At 46.3% G+C, this 24,818-nt stretch carries 19 protein-coding genes; 13 read left to right on the forward strand and 6 right to left on the reverse strand.

Going from position 1 to position 24,818, the window contains the following annotated elements; genetic code table 11:
• Nucleotides 1–337 precede the first annotated feature (337 nt).
• Both NH568_RS18920 and NH568_RS18925 read right to left on the reverse strand, forming a co-directional pair.
• A complete protein-coding gene (locus NH568_RS18920; protein WP_253049800.1) occupies nt 338–529 on the reverse strand; it encodes a hypothetical protein in 192 nt (63 codons plus the stop codon).
• A 125-nt stretch (nt 530–654) separates the two neighbouring features.
• Nucleotides 655–2,907, reverse strand: coding sequence for a TonB-dependent receptor (locus tag NH568_RS18925; protein WP_253049802.1), 2,253 nt, complete (start codon nt 2,905–2,907; stop codon nt 655–657).
• 391 nt (nt 2,908–3,298) lie between these two features.
• On the opposite strand from NH568_RS18925, the gene NH568_RS18930 reads away from it, so the two are divergent.
• From NH568_RS18930 to NH568_RS18940, 3 genes are all read left to right on the forward strand, one after another.
• Nucleotides 3,299–4,303: a substrate-binding domain-containing protein gene (locus NH568_RS18930; RefSeq protein ID WP_054017425.1), complete on the forward strand. Its 1,005-nt coding sequence runs from the start codon at nt 3,299–3,301 to the stop codon at nt 4,301–4,303.
• A 121-nt stretch (nt 4,304–4,424) separates the two neighbouring features.
• Nucleotides 4,425–5,660: an MFS transporter gene (locus tag NH568_RS18935; protein ID WP_253049804.1), complete on the forward strand. Its 1,236-nt coding sequence runs from the start codon at nt 4,425–4,427 to the stop codon at nt 5,658–5,660.
• Between the two features lie 9 nt (nt 5,661–5,669).
• Nucleotides 5,670–7,151: an alpha,alpha-trehalase gene (locus tag NH568_RS18940; RefSeq protein ID WP_253049806.1), complete on the forward strand. Its 1,482-nt coding sequence runs from the start codon at nt 5,670–5,672 to the stop codon at nt 7,149–7,151.
• A 47-nt stretch (nt 7,152–7,198) separates the two neighbouring features.
• On the opposite strand, the gene NH568_RS18945 is transcribed toward NH568_RS18940, so the two are convergent.
• Complete coding sequence (locus tag NH568_RS18945) at nt 7,199–7,414, reverse strand: hypothetical protein (protein WP_128064431.1); 216 nt, start codon at nt 7,412–7,414, stop codon at nt 7,199–7,201.
• Between the two features lie 448 nt (nt 7,415–7,862).
• On the opposite strand from NH568_RS18945, the gene NH568_RS18950 reads away from it, so the two are divergent.
• From NH568_RS18950 to NH568_RS18970, 5 genes are all read left to right on the forward strand, one after another.
• On the forward strand, nt 7,863–8,849 hold the full coding sequence (locus NH568_RS18950; RefSeq protein WP_253049808.1) for a hypothetical protein: 987 nt from the start codon (nt 7,863–7,865) through the stop codon (nt 8,847–8,849).
• A gap of 183 nt (nt 8,850–9,032) precedes the next feature.
• On the forward strand, nt 9,033–10,022 hold the full coding sequence (locus tag NH568_RS18955) for a hypothetical protein (protein WP_253049810.1): 990 nt from the start codon (nt 9,033–9,035) through the stop codon (nt 10,020–10,022).
• A 13-nt stretch (nt 10,023–10,035) separates the two neighbouring features.
• Nucleotides 10,036–10,746 (forward strand): nuclease-related domain-containing protein, encoded by a 711-nt coding sequence (locus NH568_RS18960; RefSeq protein WP_253049812.1) that lies wholly within the window; start codon nt 10,036–10,038, stop codon nt 10,744–10,746.
• Nucleotides 10,747–11,018: 272 nt separating this feature from the next.
• The gene (locus NH568_RS18965) at nt 11,019–11,909 is read left to right on the forward strand and encodes a cation diffusion facilitator family transporter (RefSeq protein WP_253049814.1); all 891 of its coding nucleotides are present in this window, start codon (nt 11,019–11,021) and stop codon (nt 11,907–11,909) included.
• A gap of 318 nt (nt 11,910–12,227) precedes the next feature.
• Nucleotides 12,228–14,987 (forward strand): ATP-binding protein, encoded by a 2,760-nt coding sequence (locus tag NH568_RS18970; RefSeq protein ID WP_253049816.1) that lies wholly within the window; start codon nt 12,228–12,230, stop codon nt 14,985–14,987.
• 42 nt (nt 14,988–15,029) lie between these two features.
• Here NH568_RS18970 and NH568_RS18975 read toward each other — a convergent pair whose 3' ends face one another.
• A complete protein-coding gene (locus tag NH568_RS18975; protein ID WP_253049818.1) occupies nt 15,030–19,526 on the reverse strand; it encodes an EAL domain-containing protein in 4,497 nt (1,498 codons plus the stop codon).
• Between the two features lie 330 nt (nt 19,527–19,856).
• Between NH568_RS18975 and NH568_RS18980 the strand changes: the two genes are divergently transcribed.
• Nucleotides 19,857–20,051, forward strand: coding sequence for a (2Fe-2S)-binding protein (locus NH568_RS18980; RefSeq protein ID WP_010380974.1), 195 nt, complete (start codon nt 19,857–19,859; stop codon nt 20,049–20,051).
• Nucleotides 20,052–20,109: 58 nt separating this feature from the next.
• On the opposite strand, the gene bfr (NH568_RS18985) is transcribed toward NH568_RS18980, so the two are convergent.
• Complete coding sequence (gene bfr, locus NH568_RS18985; RefSeq protein ID WP_138551998.1) at nt 20,110–20,574, reverse strand: bacterioferritin; 465 nt, start codon at nt 20,572–20,574, stop codon at nt 20,110–20,112.
• Nucleotides 20,575–20,583: 9 nt separating this feature from the next.
• Complete coding sequence (gene bfr, locus NH568_RS18990) at nt 20,584–21,054, reverse strand: bacterioferritin (RefSeq protein ID WP_253049820.1); 471 nt, start codon at nt 21,052–21,054, stop codon at nt 20,584–20,586.
• Between the two features lie 357 nt (nt 21,055–21,411).
• Here bfr (NH568_RS18990) and NH568_RS18995 point away from each other — a divergent pair, with 357 nt between their 5' ends.
• From NH568_RS18995 to NH568_RS19010, 4 genes are all read left to right on the forward strand, one after another.
• Nucleotides 21,412–22,770: an AlkA N-terminal domain-containing protein gene (locus NH568_RS18995; protein WP_253049822.1), complete on the forward strand. Its 1,359-nt coding sequence runs from the start codon at nt 21,412–21,414 to the stop codon at nt 22,768–22,770.
• Nucleotides 22,771–22,798: 28 nt separating this feature from the next.
• Nucleotides 22,799–23,263, forward strand: a complete 465-nt coding sequence (locus NH568_RS19000) for a methylated-DNA--[protein]-cysteine S-methyltransferase (RefSeq protein WP_253049824.1) — start codon at nt 22,799–22,801, stop codon at nt 23,261–23,263.
• 72 nt (nt 23,264–23,335) lie between these two features.
• A complete protein-coding gene (locus NH568_RS19005; RefSeq protein ID WP_253049826.1) occupies nt 23,336–24,169 on the forward strand; it encodes an amino acid ABC transporter substrate-binding protein in 834 nt (277 codons plus the stop codon).
• Between the two features lie 63 nt (nt 24,170–24,232).
• On the forward strand, nt 24,233–24,814 hold the full coding sequence (locus tag NH568_RS19010) for a thymidine kinase (RefSeq protein ID WP_253049828.1): 582 nt from the start codon (nt 24,233–24,235) through the stop codon (nt 24,812–24,814).
• Nucleotides 24,815–24,818: the final 4 nt, after the last annotated feature.

Raw genomic sequence — 24,818 nt, forward strand, 5'->3', positions numbered from 1 at the left:
TGGTAAAACAGCACACAGGCCGTAAAGATTCGATACGTGGTAAGTGCGTTCGGGCCAGCTTTGACGATGAATTCAGGGCAGAGCTTATCTTTGGTTAATGTCGTTAACGAAGTATGCTCTCACCCTGATCGGTGTAGGTAATCACTTTTTTAACGACTGGCAGAGTTTTATATTTTCAGGGCTTAAGCTGGTCGTGGTTTTAACTGTGGTTAGAGGCAGTCATGGTGGCGTAGATTAAATAGAGAATATCAGGACCAGTAATCTAGACACATAGGTGTTTGAAAATAGGTCCTGAAATAGAAAGTACTAGGCAGGCCTTATTTTTGGAATCATCGAATCAAAAGTACAAATAGGAATCACAGTGACACTGAGGGTCATCTTTGAGTTCATCAATATGTACCTCGACTTTACTTTGTGAGCGCGCATCATAAATGGTAACCATGTTATGCTGCTTGTCTATGCTGAGCACCTCGACCGGGTGTTTGTGATACTCAACCCATTCTCCATTGCGGACATCTTCAATATTCATCTTTTCTACCCCATTAGTCAGTGAACCTGTGCAAAGAGTCATGAACATATTGTTGTAATAAAGAGTTTAGTGACAAAAACGAAAAAGCCCAAGCATAGTGCCTGGGCTTTACGATTTTCAGGGAGTTAGAAGCTGTAACTTACGCTGAACTTGACGCTGCGCGGCATAATATAGCGGCCGTTTGGTGCGTCGGCATTACGTGGGTCGCCCTCGGTGATACCCTGTTCATCGGTCAGGTTATCCACCGATACCATCAGTTTTACCTGCTCTGTTGGCTCCAGCGTAAAGCCCAGATCGAACTTTTCATAGCCATCCAGTACCACCGTGTTTTCATTGTTACCAAAACGGTCATCAACGGCTGAGATGGTTCCGTAAACAGTGGCAAACATATCACCCAGCTCAAACTCATAGCTAGGTGTGACACGCACCTGCCAGGCTGGCTGACGCTGTGCTTCGTTGCCCACATTGTCGGGACTTTCAGTGATTTCGGTTTTCTGCCACGTGGCGTTCATGTTTACGCTAAAGCCTGAGCTATGATTGAAGTTATAATCGACTTCAATACCCATGGCCTCGTTGGTCAGGATTTCTGCCGGGTCGCCTGGTTTTCTGACGAAGGTATCGCCCTGTACTTCGTTGGCAAACAAGGTCGCGAACAGGTCGCTGCTTTCACCCATATATTTGTAGCCGATCTCTGCCTGAGTCACTTCTTTGATCAGACGTTCCCCATCCTGATAAGCACCATAGTTGTCGCGGAAGTCGTCGAAGTAAGGCATTTTGTAGCCTTTGTTCATACGTGCGAATACACCACTCTGGTCGTCCAGTTTAAAATCAGCGCCCAGAGTCCAGGACGTTTTGCGTTCATCATAGGTGACAAACTTATTGATGGTACCGTCAAGATCTTCATCAACAGAGTAGTCTACTTCGTGCTTTTCGCTACGCAGGCCCAGGTCAAGAGTTAGCGCGTCGGTGGCGCGATAGCTGTGTGTGGTATAAAAGGCGACTGTGGTTGCATCGCCGGTACTATTGATATCGTAGTTGAAGCCACAGCCGTCATCGCTGCTGTTACAGTCGATACCAGTAAGGGCCTCACCGCCGGCGCTCAGAACATGATAAGCTGAGTTACCTAGGCTCCACCAGTCTTTTGCTGAGGTGGTTGCCGTGTATATACCAAATGCGCTGTTAACCTTTGAAAACTCTTTACTGATGGCTAAGTCATTGGTGAAGGCATCAATCTCTTTCAGCACTACCCAGCGGCCATAGTTTTGTACCATGGTATTGCCATCGTAGACAGTGCCTGTCACAGAGCCTACTGCACTAGTCCCATTGTCTGCCACGCTGGCCAGGTTAGTTGCTGCACCATCAGGGACCAGGCCATAGGTATTGGCATCACCCTGAGTCAGACTAAAGCGGTCTATCAGTTGCCAGCCGTTGGGTAATTCGAGTTTCAGGCTACCGCCCGAAACGTGGCCTTTCCAGCCACGACCTTCGCCCAGGTCAATCTCCATGTCCTGTCCGGCAACATGGATGGTTGCCTGACGGTTAAGCGTACCTAGCTGGGTAAAGCCAGCGTCAACACCATCAACATTTAGTGGTGTAGGCAGATACCAGGCGCCGGTGTCATCGGTTTGGCGGGTATAGACATTAAACTCACCCTTATCGAACTCTTTGGTCAGATTAACGGTAAACTGATGACCTTTTTCAGAAGTAAAGCCAGCGTCACGGATACCAGAGGAGCGTTTTGCATAGCCGCCGATCATATAATAGAAATCGTCGCTAAGTTCACCACTTAACACGCCGTCAATACGCTGAAGCCCGTAATCAGAAGTGGTATATTTAACTGTGCCCTCTGTTTCTTCTGAACCACGCTTAAGATGGAAGTTCGTTGTCAGGCCCGGCTGACCATTTGATACGACCGGGTTAGGGCCGCCACGCAGGCCTTCCATGCGGGCAATGGTTTCATCAAGACGGAATATCGATGAGTTTTCTAAAAATGATAATGTCGGTGCAGGGTAAATCGGAGAGCCTTGCAGGCTCACTGTCAAAAAAGGCGCATCGCCGCCGCCAGGAAAACCGCGCACAAATACATTGGCGCCAGACTCTCCGCCAGAGCTTTCGACCCAGATCCCGGGTACCGATTTAAGCAGATCAGCTGTGCTTTTCGGCGCTAAACGTTCAATTTGTACGGCATCGACGTTGGTAACCGCAAAGCTGGCGTCCAGCTTACGAATACCAGCACCACCAGGCGTACCAGATACAATGATGGTTTCGACTTTTTTGCCTTGATTCGCGTCTTGCTGCTGTGCATGTGCTGCGCCCGATACGGTGATTGCGGCTGCAACCGCTGATGCGATTAGAGAATATTTGTTGCCTAGGTTCACAGGAACTGCCCCCTTGGTTGTCATATGTGTTGTCAGTATTTACATAGCTTTGTCTATGCATGCTCTTTGCTATTGTTATGCGCCGCCGATTGCCTGTTAGTTTGGCTTTAAGCGCTTCAACCACTCTGCGAATGGGTAGGCACAAGCGTCAGGTTGCACGCGGCGTCATTTTAAAATAGAACGTTATGCAAACGTTTGCAATAGGGTGTTTGCAACTTTTTCCCCACTTTATGGCAATCTGGTTACTGGACGGATGAGTGGCCAAACAGGTTGAGAAAAGGTGCGACAGGTAAGCAGGCGCTGCGCTATAATGCCAGGTCAGAGCATTGACTCTGTCTTAAAAATGAATATATTCAAATTGTTACATTGGTTCTTTGGTGGTGCGTTATACATGCAGTCAAAAAAAATGAAACTGGCGGATCTGGCAAAGCTGGCGGGCGTGTCTACGTCAACGGCGTCCCGGGCGCTGAATAATAATCCGCTGATTAAGGAAGAAACCCGCAATAAGTTGCAGGCGCTGGCTAAAAAGCACAACTTTAGCCTCAATGCGGCAGCCAGCCGCCTTAGATTACAAAAAACCAATGTGATTGCGGTATTAATCAACTTTGATGCTGAAACGGAGCAATCAATCGACGATCCGTTTTTGCTTAAAGTGGTCAGTGACATTAATCTGGCGGTTAATCGCCAGGGCTACGAACTTTTGCTGTCTAACTCGTACATGGCAGGTGACGACTGGCACGGGTATTTTATTGATGGTCGTCGGGCCGATGGCGTGATAGTGGTCGGTCAGGGTAAGCAGCAGGCACGCATCGAACGTGCCGCCAGCGAGGGCACCCCTCTGGTCGTATGGGGCGATCCCAAAACACAGGGAGAGTATGCCATTGTCGGGAGCGATAATTATCTTGCTGGCTGTACCGCGACCCGACACTTGCTGGACAGAGGAGCTCGACGTTTGCTATTTATGGGCGATCCTGCCCACGCTGAACTTGCAGAGCGCTACCGTGGGTTTTGCGATCAGATCAGCAAAGAACCTGAAGCTTCGGCTTCACTATTGAAAATCGACATCACCAGTTTGGCGGCGTATGAGGTGATTAATCAGACTTTGCTGAGCGAAGGACTGAGCTTTGATGGTATTTTTGCTTGCAGTGATATGGTTGCTCTGGGCGCAATGAAAGCTCTCAAAGAACGTTATGTCAGCATTCCCAATGATGTGCGGCTGGTCGGGTTTGATGATATAGCGATGGCAGATATCAGCTCGCCTTCACTGACTACCATCAAACAGAACACCCGGCTGGCAGGGCAAGTGTTGGTAGATAAGCTTCTGGCGCAGTTAAAGGGCGATAAGCCTGATTCTGCCCAACTGGATGTTGAACTGGTCATGCGTCAGTCAAGCTGATTACGGCCGTTGACGCTGTAAACAAACTGAGCAATTTTTTTTACTTTAGAATTGCAAACGATTGCAAAAATAAATTCCCGCGGCTAGACTGACTGTTATTGAATAGTTACAGAGTCATCCTATGAAGCACACCAGAGTCGTGCTGGCCATGGCGGCCTGCTACTTTTTGTTTGCGATTTTACTCAACAGTGTCGGCACCGTCATTTTGCAGGCGATCAACACCTTTGCAGTGTCAAAAGCCCAGGCTGCCAGCCTGGAAGGGTTTAAAGATATCCCCATTGCTATTGTGTCGTTTCTTGTTGCCTCGTTTATTCCCAGGATCGGTTATCGCTTAGCGTTATTAGGCGCTTTGTTTGTGGTTGCGGTTATGTGCTTGCTAACGCCTGTACTGGGGGCCTTCTGGGCTTTAAAAGCCTTATTTGCAAGCGTTGGCTGTGCATTTGCGATAGTCAAAGTAACGGTTTACGCGTTAATAGGTCAGGTAACGGACGATGCAAAGGGGCACTCGAGTTTGCTTAACACCATTGAAGGCCTGTTTATGGTTGGGGTACTCAGTGGTTACTGGATCTTTGCCGCGTTTATCGGCGAGCAGGCTGATTCACTGGCATGGCTCAATGTCTATTACCTGCTGGGCGCACTGACCCTGGTGACCGCGTTGTTAGTGATCAGTGCACCCATGAAGCAGCCCCAATACAGCAAAGAGCAGCCATTAAAAGACGAATTCTTAGGTATGCTGAAACTGACCTATCAGCCTCTGGTATTGGTTTTTGTGTTATCGGCGTTTTTATATGTATTAATTGAGCAGGGCGTAGGCACCTGGCTGCCGACCTTTAACAATCAGGTACTGAATTTGCCAGTGGATATCGCGGTGCAGCTAACTAGTATTTTTGCAGCCAGTCTGGCCATTGGGCGTTTGCTGGCCGGTCAGTTACTCAAGCATATCCATTGGTACAAGCTACTAAATGTGTGTTTAGTTGGTATGGCGGCGCTGGTATTACTGACCTTACCTATGACGGAAAATCTGCATCCAAAAGAAGTGAACAGTTTGTTTGAAGCGCCGCTGGCAGCCTACCTTATGCCTTTAATTGGACTACTGATGGCACCTATTTATCCGGTGATCAACTCGGTAATGCTGAGCAGCCTGGATGAACGTCAGCATGCACCAATGACCGGTCTTATTGTGGTGTTTTCTGCTCTGGGCGGCACAACTGGCTCATTAATTACCGGATTTGTTTTTGAATACATTGGTGGTCAGCAGGCGTTTTATCTGTCTTTGATCCCCATGAGCGGCATCGCCGTTACGTTATTTTTGTTTAAGCGACGCGCACAGGCACAGACCAGCGCTTGCGCACTCTAGGAGTTACAGATGCAGTTTGAACAATCAAACTTGTTTAAAGCGGTGCAGATGCAGGGCATTTTTTCGGATAGCAAACAGTTTGCAGATGCTATTCCAAAACAGAGCTGGGAGCAGGCCTGTGCCCAGTATGACAGCGAATGCCCTCAAGATCTAACTGAGTTTGTCGCGCGTCATTTTGACTTTGCGCCACAGCCTGAACTGACAGAACTCCATGCTACCTCGGTCAAAGACTATATCGACCAGCTATGGCAACGCCTGGCGCGTGACCCTCAGACGGACAATGTGTCGTCATTGCTTGATTTGCCCGCGAGCTATACGGTTCCGGGTGGCCGCTTTAACGAAATATATTACTGGGACAGTTATTTTACGGCTTTGGGCCTGATGGATGCCGGCCACGTCGAGCAAGTGTCGAATATGCTGGATAACTTTGTCAGTCTTATTGAGCGTATTGGTCATGTGCCAAATGGTAACCGCAGCTACTACACCAGTCGATCACAGCCGCCAGTGACAGCATTGATGGTGTCTTTACTCTGGCAAACGCATCATCAGGATACGACATGGCTACGTAAAGTGACCGATGCGCTAAGAAAGGAGCACAGTTTCTGGATGGCTGACACCGAGCAGCTGAACGATGAACTGACTGAAAGCCGAAGGGTCGTACGTATGCCTTGTGGCGGGGTAATGAATCGCTTCTGGGATGACTGCGCAGAGCCAAGGCCTGAATCTTACAAGGAGGATATCGAGTCGGCCAGTATGCTGGAACCTGAATATCGCGCATTGTTTTATCGTAATATTCGTGCTGCGTGTGAGTCCGGCTGGGATTTCAGCAGCCGCTGGCTGGACGATCCTGATCAGCTTTGCAGTATTAATACGGTTCAGCGTATACCTGTTGACCTTAATGCCCTGTTGCAACAGCTGGAATGGCAGCTCAGTGAATGTTACGCGGCACTTGGCAACAGCGCACAAAGCACCTGTTATCTGCAACTATCCCAGCAACGCAAACGGCTTATTCAGGCCTATTTATGGGATAAAGAGCAGGGCTGGTTTATGGATTACCACATTGCTTTAAAAACGCGTAGCCAGGTGATGTCACTGGCAGGAGTGGTACCCATGTTCTTGGGACTGGCAAGTCAGTTGCAGGCGGAATCTATGGCGCAGCGGCTTGAATTGGACTTTCTAAAAGCGGGTGGTCTGGTGACCACGCTTACCAATACAACGCAACAATGGGACAGTCCAAATGGCTGGGCACCACTACAGTGGTTTGCAGTGAAAGGGATGCTAAATTATGGCTATCTGAAGCTGGCAATGACGGTTGCCAGGCGCTGGCTTGCAATGCTGGAACGCGATTTTGAGCAACACGCTTGCCTGCTGGAAAAGTATAACGTGGTTGAGCCTGGCGTACGTGCAGGTGGTGGTGAGTATCTGGTGCAGCAAGGGTTCGGCTGGACCAATGGGGTAACCAGCCGCTTATATCGTTTACTGGAAGATTAGCGTTCACGGGTCATGATGTGGCAAATGTCGTGACCCGTATTGGATGCTTAATCCATGAAAACAATACGTACGATAATGGCTACCAGAACAATAACAAACAGTACAAATTCAAGTTTGTAAACGATTGATTTAGCTTCTCTCTCAGCCTTGTTTTTGGCAATTTCCTTCTTTATATTAGTTTGCTCTGGGTGTTTTTTTTCATAAGCCTGATTCGCTTTCTCGGCAAATTTTTTACGTTTGTCAGCGCTAAGCGCCTTATTCATAGCGGCATCATGATCAGAAACATGACCTTTGGCTGTGCGCCTTGGGGGGCCGGGCATGGAAACCTCCTGAATTAGCATTTAAAGTTAAAACTAATTCGCATACATAGAAACCATTCTTGAGATGCTTAAATCATGGGCGATAGCCTGGCAAAATTGACTCTTTAGTTGCGCTAAATTGAGAAAACCTTAACAGTCGGCAATCAGTTTATTCTCCCAAGTTGGTAATGTGTTTGTGCTTACCAATATAAGTATAGTCCCAGATGCAAAAGACTGGCAGCAAACCTCGCTGCCAGGGGAAATAAGAGACGCTGCCAACTGAACCAGTTCACGGCAGGCAGGTCAAAATCTATATATTTGTGTAATATTTGTCCATTACAACACATTACAGGTTAAACAGGAGGTGAGGCTGGTGACTCAATTAGCAAAACAACTCTTCGCTGGTTTGTGTATGGCTATCGTCTTAAATTTGACCGGATGTAAGGAGCCACTTCAGGATAATGACACTCAATTGGTCAATTTAGAGCAAAGTGGGGCTCAGGGTCAGTTTTCCGCTGATGGTCGTTATGCTGTCTTGCATGACCCCGGAGATAAACTTGCCGTTTTTGACGTCGCAACGCAAATGCGTTTGTTTCAGCTAGCCGATCCTGTCCCCGCAAGCGATGCTAAAAAGGGCAATATTCTGGCATTCAGTCTCAGTGAAGATAACACACAACTCGCCATCGGCTTTCGTCAGTTTGTTGAAGTGTGGGATATTGAGCAAGGAAAACTTTTGGGAACCGTTACTGTTCACCCAAGCGATGAGCTGGCGAGAGTGTCAGCGCTACGTTTATACACTCGCCCACACCATCTGTTGGTTGGACTCAATGATGGGACTGTCAACTTACTTGACCTTGACAACCAGTTGGTTAAAAAAGTAAAGCTCCACAACAGCAAAGTGATACATGTCGCGAAAAGTGCGCAGGGCCAGGCTCTGCTGAGTGCGGGTCACGATGGTCAGGTACTACTGTTTGATAGTCACACCCTAGAGACAAAGCGCGGCTTTGCTTTTGAGCGCCGTATAACCAGCATTGCACAGAGTCATGATCAAACCAGATTATTTGCGTCCGATGCACTTAATGAGCAGCGTATTTTTTCGCTTTATTCTGGTACAGAGTATGACGTCAGTCTGAGTTACCCGGAACGTTTCAGATGGTTTCGTGCCGCGGTATTCAGTGATGATGAACGCTATTTAGCGACTGGGTCTTCAAAAGCCTGGTGGACGCTATGGGATGCTCAAAGCGGTCAGGAAATTGGCGCCTATTTTATCAAAGCACACAGCCGGGATGCGACAATACTGGATATGCATACCAATTCACGTGGTGAACTACTCACTCTGAGCAGTGATGGTTTTATTGAATTGTGGCAGATCAGCACCTTAGTAAATGGCAGACAGTGAATGGTGCGGTTCTTGCTGTTGATTTCTCGAATGGTGTGTTATTGAGTTGTAATGGAGCGAGAGTCCCATTTTGGATAATGTACGCGTAGAGGCGAGTTTCTTTGCAGGTAGTATATATGTGTACTTTTTACTCTCTGTTAATGCACGTATAATGGCGTTTTTTGTGGTGTCACGAGTAAAATTATGTGGTTAAGGGTATTGCTGGCGACATTGTGTGTGGTCTTGTTGAGTGCATGCAGTGAAGAGGTTCAGCTAAGTAAGGGAAACGTTGGCAGGTTGAATGAAAGTGGCATCGCACTGGGTCATTTTTCAAAGGACGGCAGTAAGCTTGTTACGTTTGACAATCAAAAACAAATCCAGGTGTGGGATGTTGCTACCCAGCATGTGGAATTTACCGTACCGCAGGCAAAAACTCCCGGTTTTGTGAGGGATGTGGCACTGTCGGAAGATTTGCAGATGCTGGTGATTGCCAGTGAGACTGAGCTGGCATTTTGGTCGCTTAATAAAGGTAAACTGGTGACTAAAGTTGCTTTTGGTGGTGTGACTCCTGGCGCGGTGATCACCGCCATGGCCATCTCGCCTAAAAATGACAAGGCCATTGTTGCCATGGCCGATGGCACCATCAATATGGCGGATTTACATACACAGATAAATAACCGTTTTGCACCGCATTCCCGGCCAGTTCAGCACGTTTTCTGGGACGAAAAAGGGGAGCTATTTGTCACCGGTGCGCAGGATGGCAAGCTGGCGCTGTGGAAATTTGGCTCAGCAGAGCCTATTTTTATGAAAGAATTTGATCACAGAGTAACCAGCGTTGCTGTCAGTGATGATTTCTCGGCACTGTTTGCCTCTGATGCCTTGAATGAACAAGTTGTTACGTCGCTGACTGACGGGCAGAGTATCAGTGAACTGCAATATATGTCGCGGTTTAAAGTATTTCGCAAGGCTCTGTTTATAAGAGGTAGTGAACTGCTGGCAACGTCGTCGTCCAAGTCTCATTTAAGTATCTGGAATACACAAAATGGCGAGGAGCTTGGAACATGGCAGATTGACTTTGTGCACGACGGCGCCACTATCATAGATATGTATGCGGCCGATAGAAATACGCTTCTGACATTGAGTAGTGACGGTATTTTGGAGGCGTGGACGCTTAACGCATTGGCTCAACGCTAAAAAAGGTGAGGGCATGAATAGATGGATTTGGGCTTGCTTGTGGGTTATCAGTAGTGGTGTTTCTGGTGCCACTACCATGCCAGATAATGCTGTGCAACCTGTCGCAGAGCAGGTAACGGGTTTCACAGCTTTAAACCTGATTGCGTTATGTTTTTGTGTTTATTTGTTGTGGGCACTGGGGCGATATTTGTATTTACAGCAGCGTCACTCTGACAAAGAGCAGTGTGCAAAACAAAAATGGCAGGTTTATCAAAATCTGGCAAGCTCTCTCGATGCAAAAAATTACACCATACTCAGCCGCCACTTATATCCAAACCAGCTTGAAGCGTTGTCTCTTGATTGTGTTGTGTTATCGCCTTTTGGTGTCTTCGTGATTGTTGTGATTGACCAGAAGGGACTTATTGCCGTTGAAACAGATAGCCAGGTTTGGCCCTGTCGCTACAAAAACAAAACACATTATCTGCCAAATCCACTTTCTGCTGCGGCACAACGCGCGTCAACACTGGCCAGTGTGTTCAATACGCCGTTTGGTGTACGCTGGATTGCGGTTTTTCCTGATGAAGCTGAGTTTAGCCCAACCCGACCAGCAGACTGTTGTACCGTGAGCGAAGTTGCACTGGATATACTCAGATATACCCGGTGTCAGTTTAGCCATGAGCAAACTCGTTTATTTGAGCAGGCTGTTTTAGCCTATGGTGACCATCACAAGCGGCTCAGTGCGTGATACCAATCTGCATTAATACATAACCAATTGGAGAGATTAAACCTGCCGATAACAGTGTTAAAAATTTCTCATTTAGAACAACTAAATAGCAAAATTTTTGCCGTGTTCTCACCGAGATTTACTCGTCTCAAGATTGGCTACTTAATTATGCAGATTGGTATTAAATATAGCTCTACACAGACATTTTTGATGCGCAGTCATTGAATTCAGGGTACAATTGCGACTCTTTATCATTTCCCCTGCTGTATTTTATAAGGCATTAAACTGCTCGAATGACCGATCTGACTACACACCAAGCGTCTCGTAATCGACTTCTTATCGCACTTGCACTCACCTGTACCTTTATGATTATTCAGGTTATTGGTGCATATTACGCCAATTCACTGGCGGTGCTTGCCGATGCAGGACACCTCTTTGTGCACAATAGTTCATTGTTTATTGCGCTACTGGCTTCAGCTGTTGCTATTAAACTGGCCAAAACCTACAACGATGGCTACAAAAAAGCCGAGTATACCGGCGGTTTGCTCAATGGCCTGTTGTACTTATCTATTGCCGTGATTATTCTGCTTGAAGGCGGCGAGCGCCTTGGACATCATGGTCAAGGTCATGATTTGAACGTAAATGCGTTTGCGATGTCGAGTATTGCGGCGGTTGGGTTCTTATTCCATGGTGCATCAGCCTGGGTGTTATATAAAGGGCGCAAAGATAGCATCAATGTTTACGCGGTGTTTTTACATTCTTTCTTTGACTTACTCTCTACTATTTCTACCTTTGTAGCGGGTGTACTTATTCACCTAACTAACTGGGAAGTCATTGACATTGTCTCCAGTATGCTGATTTCGGTGTTTGTTTTGTTTACAGGAATTAAGGTAATTTATACCTGTATTCAGGGGCTGAGAGAAAAAGCGCAGCTGTTGCCCGATGTGCAAAAACTGGAACAGTTAATCCTGTCAACGGAGCATGTCGACAGTGTTCATAATGTCACGGTGACTATGTTGGACAATCAGTTGACGGTTGGTGCGCATATTGTGCTGAAACATCACTGTACCAATGAAATGCACGATGAGGCTTGTCGTTTGGAAGTCGAGCGCACCCTGATGAATGGCTTTGCGGTTAAACAATGTGTTTTGCAAATAGAAAGCCACGACTGTCCCGACCACTAAACTTGGCAAAACTCGATTTTTCCTTTACTTTTTAACAGTATCAGTAAAATTTAATTCATAAGTCAGCGTAAGTCAGGCGACATTTGTTTTGAATAGATGCAGGCGGTTGTTTATACCAATTTGCTTAATTAAGTGGTCTGCTTTGAGGCGAGAAGATATGCTCGATAACCAGACAAAAATTTTACTATTTAGTTGTTCTAAATAAGAATTTTTTAACACCGTTAGCGTCATATTTGCTCCTTCAAATTGACCGGGTATTAAGTAAAATTGGTATTATACAGCTGCATGAAAGTGTTTAGAGCCAGAGGAGCCTGAGTATTGTTTGGGAAAATTAAAGCATTACCTAAGGTAGCAATTGCGATTTTACTCGGGTTGTTAGGTGGTTTTGCAAACCTGTTACCTTTATGGTTCCTGGATAGCTCCGAGTTTTTACTTGGGCAACTGTTTGTAATTCTTGCATTAATGTCGCTGGGTTGGCGCTATGCACTATTGTGTGTGGCAATTGGTGCGGCTTTTATTTTTTACCGTTGGGGCCACTGTTGGCCCTCTATGGTATTTTTGTTAGAGATTGCCTGGTTACAGGTGTTTTGTGTCAGGCCCAATAAGCCTCTGTTTATGCGGGGGTTAGCATTTTGGGTGCTATTTGGCGTTCCATTGCTCTTCCTGTTTGGCAAGTTTGCCCTTGATCTCAACCTGCTTGTGATCATGACCGCTCTGGCTAAGTATTTTATTAATGCTGCAATCTGTCTGGTTATTGTTGATTTACTGTCGTTGTTTTTGTTCAAACAACTTTGGCAAGCCAAGCCCCTGTATCGCATTTTAAATTATATGATCAGTCACCTTATCATTTTGGTAGTTCTGGTCACAACGATTATGCTGACTAACAGCCACTATGAGCGCATTGAATATGAGGTCAGGGCGCAGCTGAGCGACGTGGCAAATACAACTGCACAGCGCATAGACAGCTTTTTGGGCAATCATCGCAGGGCACTGGCTGATGCTGCCTATAATATTGAAAGGGGTCTGGACAAGCAACAGACGATAACCCGATTGGTTGAATCGTATCCCAATATTCGAACCGCTATCACGGCAGAGCAGTCCGGGCTGGTGACTCACTTTTATCCAGATACCTTAAGAACGAGCCTCGCAGGAGAAGTACCTGCAGTTTCCGATCGTCAGTATTTTATTCAGGCGCCTTACTACCCTGATGGATTTGTTTCAGGGATATTCCGTGGACGAGGCTTTGGTGATGACTCGATAGTGGCGATATCGGCGCCTGTTTATCAACAAGGCGAGTTCGTCGGGATCGTGGAAGGCTCGGTATTTTTCAACACATTTGAGCAGTTTATCCCCCGAGTTTTGTCTCATATGGGGCACCTGATGATACTCGATAGTAATAATAAGGTGGTGTTTAGCTCATTAAAGTCTGACTTTAATACCCTCGATGAGATCAATGACGCTACCCTGGACACGTTAACCAATGACAATCAGAACCTGTATATAGGTAAAACAGAAGAAGTATTTTATCGACGAAGCGTTCGCTCCGAGCAGTTTGGCTGGCAGGTCATCAGTTTAATTGAGCGAAAGTACGTCAATATGGCGGTTGCATCTGCCTGGGGGCAATCATTTTTCCTTGCTTTATTTATTATCGCGCTCAGCAGTGTACTGGTGAGTAAGCTGACCCGCATGTTGATTAACCCAATGCATGATTTGAGTAGCCGGCTCAATAGTTTTGATCCTGCCAGTCGCAATGATGATTTGTCGCCCAAAGAAGAAGCGACTTTTCTCGAAGTCATTACGTTACAACAGCAATTTACCCAACTGGCATTCAAGCTCTCAATGAGTTTTAAAAAGCTGCAAAAAGCGAATCAGGAAAATCAATCTCTGAATGCGCAGCTGACAAACTTTAATGCCCAGTTAGAGACGCAGGTTCAGGAAAAAACGGAAGAGCTGATTGACGCGCTTGACAGGGCAAACAAAGCCAGTTCCGCTAAGAGTTTGTTTTTGGCCAACATGAGCCATGAGATTCGCACGCCACTCAATGGCATCATTGGTATGACTGCGGATATGCAGCGCAATACACTCGATGAGGCGACCGCTGAGTCGTTGCAGATTATTTATCAGTCGGCGCATAACTTATTGTTAATATTGAATGATATTCTCGACTATTCAAAAATAGAAGCCGGAGCACTAGAGTTAGACAAGCAGGATGTTGCCTTTCATAAGGTATTGCATGCTCTGACAACCTCGTTTTGCAAAACCGGTGTTAAGCAAGGGGTATCGTTTAGTTCTGATGTTGATGCCTCGGTACCTGAATATCTGTTGCTGGACGAGCTGCGAGTCACGCAAATCATTAATAATTTGCTTAGCAACGCGGGGAAGTTTACGGAGCAGGGCAGTATTAAGCTCAATGCTCGATATATTAATGGTGCTTTACATATCGCCATCATAGATACCGGCGTTGGTATTGCGAAGGAAAAACAAAAACTGCTGTTTGGCGAGTTTATTCAGGCTGATGTCTCTACCACGCGCAAATATGGCGGAACGGGTCTGGGTTTAACGATTTGCAAGCGGCTGGTAGAAGCTATGGGCGGCTCTATTGAGGTGGAAAGTGCCTCAGGTCAGGGTAGTACATTTTCTGTGATTATTCCTGCTGAACCAGGAGAAGCTCAGCATGAAGAGAAACAGCAGGTTAACGCACCAAACTTACGTGGTGTAAATGTTTTATTGGTTGAGGATAACCCCATAAATCAGATCGTTGCCGCTAAGCTTATGGAGCATACAGGGTGTAGCCTGACCAAGGCAAATGACGGCCTGGATGCACTGGCTCTGTTGAAAGGGAGTAATATTCCACTGGTGTTGATGGACTGTCAGATGCCAAATATGGATGGCTTTGACTGTACGCGCCGAATAAGGCAAAACCCGGAGCTTTATGGTACACCCTATATTGTGGCCATCACTGCCAATGCATTCAATGAAGACAGGGTTAAATGCCTGCAGGTAGGAATGGATGATTTTTTGTCTAAACCCATTGAGCCCGATGCGTTGTATCAATGCCTGCTGAGGTGGCAGGGTTAAACAACCAAATTCTGCTTGGGCATACAATGGTATGCCCGTCAGTTAGCTTACCTGTGCAACATCGGGCGGATACTTTTCAAAAAGCCCTTTTACATTAAGCGGCTTAGAAAAATAATACCCCTGCATGTATTCGCATCCTAAATCCCTGAGAAAGCTGAGTTGTTGAGCGGTTTCAACGCCCTCGGCAATACAGGCCATGTTGAGATTTTGAGCAAGCATATAAATGGTTTTCACAATCGAGCGATTGTGGGGATGTGTTTCCAGGGTCCGAATAAAGCTTTGATCAATTTTTATAATATCGATAGGAAACTGGCTCAGGTAAGTAAGCGAAGAATAGCCTGTGCCAAAGTCATCCAGAAGCAGTGTAAAACCAAACTTTTTAAGCTCAGAGAGGGTTTTGCTGGCCTTATGCCTGTCGGCCAGAAAGCTGGTTTCGGTTATCTCTAACTTGAGCTGATGAGTACTCAGATCAAACTCAGTGATAATGCTGTTCAGTGATGACGCCAGATTATCACGCATAATATGCTGAGGTGACAAATTCAGCGACAGATAAAATGAACTCTGTTGCTGAAAAAACGGAGCCAGCTCTTGCAGTGCATTACGCAGGGCTTGTGTTGTCATTCGTTCAATCAGCCCTACGTCCTCTGCAATGGGAATAAATTCAGCAGGTGAAACCTGCGTTGAATCTAACTGCCAGCGCATCAGAAGTTCCACACCCGTAAGAGCGTGATTTGTCGTATTTATGATTGGCTGATAATGGTTATAGAGCTGGTTGTCTTCAACAGCTTCTTTCAGAGCAGCCTCCAGGCTGAGTTTTCTGCTCATGTGCGCATTCATTTCACTGGTAAAGAACTTAAAGTTATTTCTGCCACTTTGCTTGGCGCTGAGCATGGCGATATCCGCGTTGCGAAGCAAGCCTTCGGCAGTTTGCTCATCAAATGGAAAGATAGCGACCCCCACACTGGCCGATATGCTCATTGAAATACCATCCACGTCATATTTGCTACACAGGTTGCTGATCATTTTCTGCACCAGTTCAGTGACCTGCGCAATGTCTTCGAATGTCTTAACCAACACAATAAACTCGTCGCCACTTTGTCGACCCAGTATGCAGTGCTGTGTCAATACACTGTTGATCCTTTTGGTGACTGCAATGAGGAGTTGATCTCCGGCTGAGTGGCCATAGGCGTCGTTAATGGGCTTGAACTTGTCCAGATCGATAAACAATAAGGCGCACCCGGTGTTATTTTTGGTCGCGTTATAAATCGCAAACTCAATGTGCTGGAGCATGAGGTTGCGATTGGGCAAATCGGTCAGGGCATCAAAGTTAGCCAGGTAACGAAGCTCACTTTGTGCCTGTTTCTGCTGTGATAAATCAGAGCCCACAATGACCAGAAATTCAATATCGCCCTGCTCATCGGCAATGGCATTGATACTGAGCTGGACTGTACTGTGTCGCTCATCATCAAAAGTAATGTCGACTTCCTGCTTAATGTTTTCACGAACTTGTATTTTTCGTAGTGCGGCCAGTAACTGACCGAGTTGCTGTCGGCCCAGCAACTTTGTTAATTTTGCTCGGGTCAGTTGTTCCTGTGGGTCATGATCATGAAGGCCCAGTGCATCGGATAAACTCTGGTTTACGGATAACAGTTGCAGGTTGTTATCCAGGATCAATAACCAATCCTGGATCTGAGATAGGGCTTGTGCAAACATCGCAGCATTCAGCTGGCTTGCTTTGTGCTCAGTAATGTTGCTGTAAACTCCTGAGACTCTGAGCGGCTTTCCATCGGTATTCCATTCACTGATTTTGGCGAGATCGTGATACCACAGCCAACCTTGTTGTTGAGAATAAATCCGATACGTAATAGACAGCTGACTGTCTGGTGCTGCCAGAAAGCGTGCCCACTGACGTTGCACCATTTCTTGATCTTGCGGGTGAACCTTCTCAAAAAATGACTCCAGAGATAAAGGCTTACGTTGACTTGGGCCTTTCGAGTTGCCGAGCAAGGAGATTTGCCGAGTCTGGATATCCATACTCCATAATCCGCTCTGTGTTTTTTTAAGCGCTAAGTCTATCTGGGCTTTTGCATGGGCAAGCTCATCGAAAGTCTGCTGCAAAGCGCGCTGCTTTAGGCGGTGTCTGCGATAGATAATAGCGAGAGAGCCTAGTGCTAACAGCACATAGCTTACCATTGCCTGCGGTGTATTCCACCAGGCATGTTTAACCTGAAAATTAAGCTGCGAGTCCGAGAGCACTTCATTGCTTCCCGGTCTGTACTCCGTCAGCGAAAGCGTGTATTTTCCTGGCTTTAAGTTATTAAAAAATATGTAGTTATTTTTGATGTTTTGGATGTCTGCGGAAACAGGGCCGGACAGACGTGCATTAATAAAATGCTGCCGCACGCCAAACAGATTAAACTGGCTAAACTCAAATCGATACCCCATATCATCATATTCGAACTGCAGAGCCTGATCATGTAATTGTGCTGGTGACACCAGAAAAGGTCTGGACATCAGTTGCACATTTGAAAACCTGATCCTTTCCGCACCGGAGGACAAGATAAAGGCGTTGGGATTAAATTTAACCGCACCATTGGGTGTGCCAAATACAAGTTCTCCGGAGTGTAACGCTCGGCTTGCACCTAAGTTAAACTCATTGGTGACCAGTCCATTTCTGTGGTCATAATGGTCGAGTTGCAGTGACACCAGGTTGAGAGAATAAAGCCCACTTTGACTGCTTACCCAAAGTTTATTGTGCAGGTCGCGTTCAATCTCATATAGGGTGTTCGAGTGCAGTCCCTGGTTTTCTGTGAGATGTATAATCGGTTGATAACTAGTGGTTTCCAGGGCCACCAGCCCCATACTATTGGTTGCGAGCCAAAGCCGCCCCTGGCTATCTTGCTCCCAGTCGTTTACTGCGGGGTATGCATTACCCGGCTTGATATGGGATTGCCATATAGTACTTATTTCATGGCTTTGTCTGTTATAACTCAGTAAACCCTCGGCCGTACTAAACAGCAGTTCATCCGGTCTGCCGGGTCTGGCAGGTAAAAACAACAGGTTTTGCAGGTTGTCGAGTTGAGCTTCCAGCTCACTCAGTGGCGTGATGGTTTGCAGCGCCAGGTCATATAGAAAAATATTATGATGTGTATGAAACAGCAAAGTACGCTGATCGACCATAAATGAACCAACAAGGTGATCCGCATCACCCTCCGGGAGAGGTGCCCCCGATACTGTCAGAGCGGAAACTTGCCCGGTTTGAATATCAAACTGTTTTACACCTGTTTTGGTATCGAGCAGGAGGATATTGTCTGCCAAATAGGGCGAGGCGTAAATATTATAGACAGCATGACTACCATAAGCTGGCTTGCGATTTTCGTCTCTAAAATAACTTTGGGTCAACCTGGAGTGATTATTGGCCGAAAAGTGATGCAGTCCGTCATCACTCCCGAGCCAGAGCGATCCGTCGTTGTCCTGATGAATCGCCCAGAAGTTATTGTTGAAGTTGTCTTCGTGAAAAGCCAGTAACTTAAAACGGTAAGCCGATGTTGGCCAAACAAATGCGCCGCTATTGTTGGAGCCCATCCATATGTTGCCATGGTTATCCAATAGCATGGTTGGGATAGTGTTTTGTGGGGTCAGGTAGCGACTTTCATCAAATGAAAGTATTTTGCTGGCGTCGTGGTTTCGGCGATTTACAAGGTATAAACCTGAGTCTGTCGCCAGGTATTCCCCGTATGGACCCTGTTCGTGTGCCCAAATATTAAGATTTGGAATAAGCTGATAAGCTTGTTCGGTTTGCAATTGTTTGTCACTGGCCGGAATTACAAACAAGCCTTCTACAGTGCCCACAAGTAAACCCAGTGCGGGATCGGGCTTGAGCAGTTTTACATTATTGTTGAGCACTGATTTTTCGGTGTGACCTAAATGACTAAGTGAAACGAGCTGGCTATTGTCTAACTGAAAGAGGCCCGTTTCTGTGCCGACGAGTAACGTACCGTGCCATGCTCGCAAAGTCCGGATATAAGCACCATCTGGTAGAGTAGCTAAGCGTTGTGAAGTGTAGGTATTGGTATCTATCTGATACAGCTCGTTTTCAATGGCAATGACGTAGTTGCTACCAAATTGGGTAACAGCACTTACAGCGGCATCAGGCGCAATACCCTGGCGACTGTCCCGGGAAAATAACTTAATCAGGGAAAACGTATTGGTATTGAGTAAAAATGCTCCGGACTGGACGGTTGATATAAAAAGCTGATCATCATCTAACAAGCGGATCAAAATAATGTCACTACCAGAGAAGGTATCCTGGCCTTGAAAAGCACCAAACTGGTTTCCATCAAAGCGGTTTAGCCCCTGATGGGTCGCTATCCAGATATAGCCGTATTTATCCTGTGCAAACCCGGTGACACTGGACTGGGACAATCCTTCTTGCGTTGACAGTCGGCTGATCTGATTTGCATAATAGGGCTCTGCAACCACACAGTGATGGCATAATAATAATAACGACAAGATAACTGCTTTGAGCCAGTTGTTCATTCACACGTTCCCGGACGCACATCAGTGAGCAGTCCATTCACGTTTTTGTGCAGTAACATTCGCTGAGTCATACTTTGCTCAGATTATGCTAATTATACCAATTTATATGGTGAGCAGAATGAGATTTCGCAAAAATGCTGACGTATCGCTTTTTTTGAGAAAAAAATCCTGCCATAACGAAATTATAAACCATTGAACTAAAAGGTGTATCAGAATTCATTTCAATGCAACTACGAATTATTCTCATTATTTCTGTGTTTGTTGTTGATAACCATTTTTGTTTAGATTAAAATTGTACTCAGTTAAAGTTATTGAGAATGGTTTTCAGTTATGTATATCTGCATTTGCCACGGTGTCACGGATAAAAAAATCGCCGAGTCAATTGATGATGGTGCAAGGTCAATGCGCGATTTGAGCAAAGAGCTGGGTGTGGGTTCACAGTGCGGTAAGTGCTGTAACTGTGCTAAGAAAATACTGAACGAAAAGCTCATTGATATTGTGGATGTGACTGAGCAGGTCGCTTAATACCCGATATAAACAATAGCATTCTCGAGAAAAAGGGCCTTATGGCCCTTTTTTAGTATTACATTTGAGTCTGGAGATAATTTTCAATACCAGTGACTTTGATAAGATGCTGCTGAGTTTCCAGCCAGTCTATCTGCTCTTCCTGCTCATTGAGGATATTGTCCAGTGCTTCGCGACTGATATAATCCTGTTTTTCTTCACACAAAGCGATGGCGTCAACCAGATCCCCTAAGGATGCTTGCTCAAAAGCCATGTTGGCCGCAATCATTTCCTCACTGTTTTCACCAATTTTGAGTCTACCCAGATCTTGCAGGTTTGGTAATCCTTCAAGAAACAAGATGCGCTCTATTAGTCTGTCAGCATTTTTCATTTTCTGGATTGAGGTTTTATAGTCCGCTTTGTCCAGCTGAGTGAAACCGAAATCTTTAAACATACGCGCATGCAGGAAGTACTGGTTAATGCCAACTAACTCGTTCGCTAACACAGTATTGAGTGCGCTAATAACTGCTTTATCGCCTTTCATGATGATTCCTTATGCCAACTGAGATTGCAGATAATTTTGGATACCGATTTTGTCAATCAGCCCGATCTGTTGTTCTAACCAGTAAACATGATCTTCTTCTGTATCAAACAGCAGTTTTTCCAGAACCGCTCTTGACTGGTAGTCCTGTTCTTGTTCGCAGATTTTGATCGCATGTTTAACGCTTTCTACCACTTCCAGCTCGAGCTTGAGGTCGTTTTCCATCATGGATTTGACGTCACTACCGATCAGCAGATCGCGGCGTTTAGTCATATTTGGGATACCTTCCAGGAAGAGGATGCGCTTGATCAGCCAGTCCGCATGGGTGGTTTCTTCTTCCATTTCGTGATTAAGACGCTCGTAAAGCTTATTCAGTCCCCAGTCGTCATACATGCGAGAATGAATAAAGTACTGATCAATGGCTGCCAATTCGTTAGCCAGTAGTGCGTTGAATGCATCGATTACCTGTTGCTTGCCTTGCATATGTGTCACCTCAATTCGTTCTAAATTGTCGCCAGTGTACGTATATAAATTCACATGTCAACAAAAATGCTTTATAAATCAACATATTAAAAACTGATTATTATTCTCATTTCAGTTCAGTTTTTGGACTTAAATAGCAATCAGGTGCAATAGGCGGAGTGTGTTTTGCTGTCGATAATTGACAGAGCTTGGCAATATGTCATTTGATACCCGATCACACCTATAAACTCACGGTCAGTGCGCGCATAATGGCACCAGATATATCGCAGTCTGCGGTGTTTATTGAGTTCCGAATATGGCGAGTGTGGGCGCATGATTCGGTTATACTGGGTGTGAGTTGCAAAGAAGAGTGATGACATGTTGTCTTCAGAAGTATGCGCAAATGCGCGAAAAAGTCGGGATGCCCGCTTCGACGGTTTATTCTATGTCGCTGTTAAGAGCACCGGGATTTATTGTCGCCCGATTTGCCCTGCGCCTGCAGCGAAAGAGCACAATGTTGAATATTATCAACATGCCCATAATGCAGCACAGGCAGGATTCAGGCCCTGTATCCGTTGTCGGCCAGATAGTGCGCCTGGCAGCTATGCCTGGATGGGGACACAAACGACGGCCGTCAGGGCTAAGAGTCTGATAGATGGCGGCTTTCTGAGTTCAGGGAGTGTAGAGCAGTTGGCAGAAAAACTGGGGATAACCTCGCGTTATCTGAGTAAGTTATATCGACAGTATTATGGCATCGCACCAAAGCAATATGCGCTTTATAAGCAATGTGATCTTGCAAAACAGTTGTTGCAGCAAACAAGCTTACCTGTCACTGAGATTGCGTATGCCTGTGGGTTTAACTCGCAGCGGCGCTTTAACGATGCATTCAGCCGACTTTATCAGATAACCCCGTCGAGCTTACGCCATGGTGTTCAGGCAAGCCGTCAGATCGAATTGATGATGTCATTTCGCCCCCCTTATAACTGGTCAGCCCTGAGAAGCTTTTTGGCACATCGGCTGGTGACGCCGTTGGAGTGGTTAGAGGATATGGCTTATGGGCGCAATTTTAATTTGGGGGCTTATCATGGTCGTTTTACAGCCAGGTTTGAGGAGCAAAAAAATCGTTTCAGGGTAAGCATTGAGATCAACGATCTTAAAGGATTACCCCAGGTTGTGAGTAATATTCGTCGGGTGCTAGACCTGGATGCTGACACTGTGTTTATAGAATCACACTTACGGCGGCAGTGTCCCGACATGTCCCTTGAGAATGGGCTCAGGCTACCAGGGATCTGGACGCCTTTTGAAGCGGGTATTCGGGCAATTCTGGGCCAGCAGATCAGTGTTGTTGCGGCAAAGAACCTGATGATCACGCTGGTGGAGCAGCTCGGTAATCAACAAGCGGATGGTACGTTTCAATTTCCAAGTCCGCAAGCGATAGCAGGATCTGAACTGACATTTTTCAAAATGCCCGCGCGTCGAAAACTCGCGATTATTGCGTTAGCGCAGCACTGTGTATCAGAGCCGGATTGCATGCCTGAATCTTGGCTAACAATCAAAGGGATAGGGCCCTGGACCGTGGATTACGCTAAAATGCGTGGTCTGAGCTCACCTGATATTTATCTGGGTGGTGATTTAGGTGTACAAAAAGCAATTGACCGGGTAGGGCAGATCGATGTACCCAGCTGTGCCCCTTTCAGAAGTTACCTGACTTTTCAGCTGTGGCAGCAACTAACTTGAGCAAGCATTGATTCAGTGGAGAAAAACTATGACGATTCAAACACATTTGGCAAGCCCGGTAGGCGAGATCACGTTGCAGGCGAGTGATAAGGGGCTTTCTTATGTCGGCTTTGCTCCCAAGGTACACTTGTCTGAGGGAACAAACCGGCACCTTGATGAAGCATGCCTTCAATTAACAGAGTACTTTGCAGGAAAGCGTGAACGATTTGAGCTGGCGTTGGATACACAAGGTACCCCTTTTCAGAAGGCCGTGTGGCGATTGCTATGTGACATTCCTTATGGTGAAACCAATACTTATGGCTGGATGGCGGCAGAGCTGAACAACCCAAAAGCTGTCAGAGCCGTTGGTGCGGCAAATGGCAAGAACCCAATTAGTATTATCGTACCTTGCCACAGGATCATAGGCGCCAATGGCAAACTAACAGGGTATGCTGGTGGGTTGGACAGAAAATCATGGCTGCTTGCCCATGAAGGGATAAAAATTACCCTGTAATGTTTGCGCCACGTAGCCAAGCCATCAGGTGGGTTATATAATAAGAGAAAGCCCGACTTAAAGTCTGTTTTAATGCGATTTATTTTAATCTCTTTGTTGTTGTTTTTGTTTGTCGCTCATCACGCCAACGCAAAAGTGTCTGTCAGATTGTGTTATGAAGATAAGCATATCCCACCTTTCTTTTTGGGTAATGGGTTGGATGTACCCAGAGAAAACCCAGGGGCAACCATTGAGATTTTACGCCTGCTTGAGACTCGGGTTGGCGGTGTACAGTTTGAGTTTGTTCGTAAACCCTGGCAGCGCTGCCTTTATGAAATTAAACGAAACCGGGTGGATGCCGTTATCGCCAGCTATCGTCCTGCTCGGGAGTCCTTTCTGTCTTACCCGCTCAATGAAGATGGGTCGCCGAACACACTTAGCTCAATCAGCCGGCTGGGAACGTGTTTGGTCGGTATGACACAATTGAAAACAGCCATGAGCACCCAGCACTATCCGATTAATCTTGCTGTGCCCAGAGGTTATTCCGTGGCTGACTCTGTCGGCAGTGATAAATACACCATACTGAATACTGACTCGCAAAGTGATGCCTTTGAGCTTGTACTCAAGGGCAAAGTACACGGCACCTTTGGCTTGTGTCAGGTCGATGGCAAAGCGGTGTCAGCATTCCCTTATCGTCGTCAGTTAGAAGCCGTTTACCCGCCTTTAGACATCAGTTTTGGTTATCTTACGTTTTCCAAACAGTTCAGAGAGCTACATAGTGAAACAGCACTTGCCCTGTGGTCCTCATTAAGCACTACTGAACTTCACCACATTTATATTGCGTATATAAACAGGCAAAGTTATCCCGGTGATACACAAGATAGCAGTAAGGTGCCTTCGCAACCGTCATGGCATGTGTTTGAGTAAGCTGGCTAATCTGCGGCAGTTTGGGTAGACTATCGCGAATTTTTAGCGGCTGATACATACACCATGGCGCAATTATACTTTTACTATTCAGCAATGAATGCTGGTAAGTCCACAACGCTTTTACAATCTGCATTTAATTACCGAGAGCGGGGAATGAATCCGTTTATTCTTACCGCGGCGCTTGATGACCGTGCGGGGGTTGGCAAAGTCGCCTCTCGTATTGGTCTGGAGGCAGACGCGCATACCTATGAGCCAGCCACGGAGCTGTTAAGCCTTATCAACAAACACCACGATGAACAACCGCTGGACTGCATCCTGGTAGATGAAAGCCAGTTTCTGAGTAAACAGCAGGTTTCGCAGTTGACTGATGTAGTCGATTTGTTGGGTATACCCGTACTTTGCTACGGGCTAAGAACGGATTTTCGTGGTGAGTTATTCGAAGGGGCACAGTACTTACTGGCCTGGGCAGATAAACTGATTGAACTTAAAACAGTTTGTCATTGCGGCCGTAAGGCGAATCATGTGTTACGACTAGACGCCTCGGGACGCGCGATTGCGGATGGTGCTCAGGTTGAAATTGGCGGTAATGATCGGTACGTATCGGTCTGTAGAAAGCATTACAAGGCAGAGCTCAATAAGCTTTGAGCGC

This window comes from Pseudoalteromonas sp. XMcav2-N (assembly GCF_024124545.1).
GTDB lineage: Bacteria > Pseudomonadota > Gammaproteobacteria > Enterobacterales > Alteromonadaceae > Pseudoalteromonas.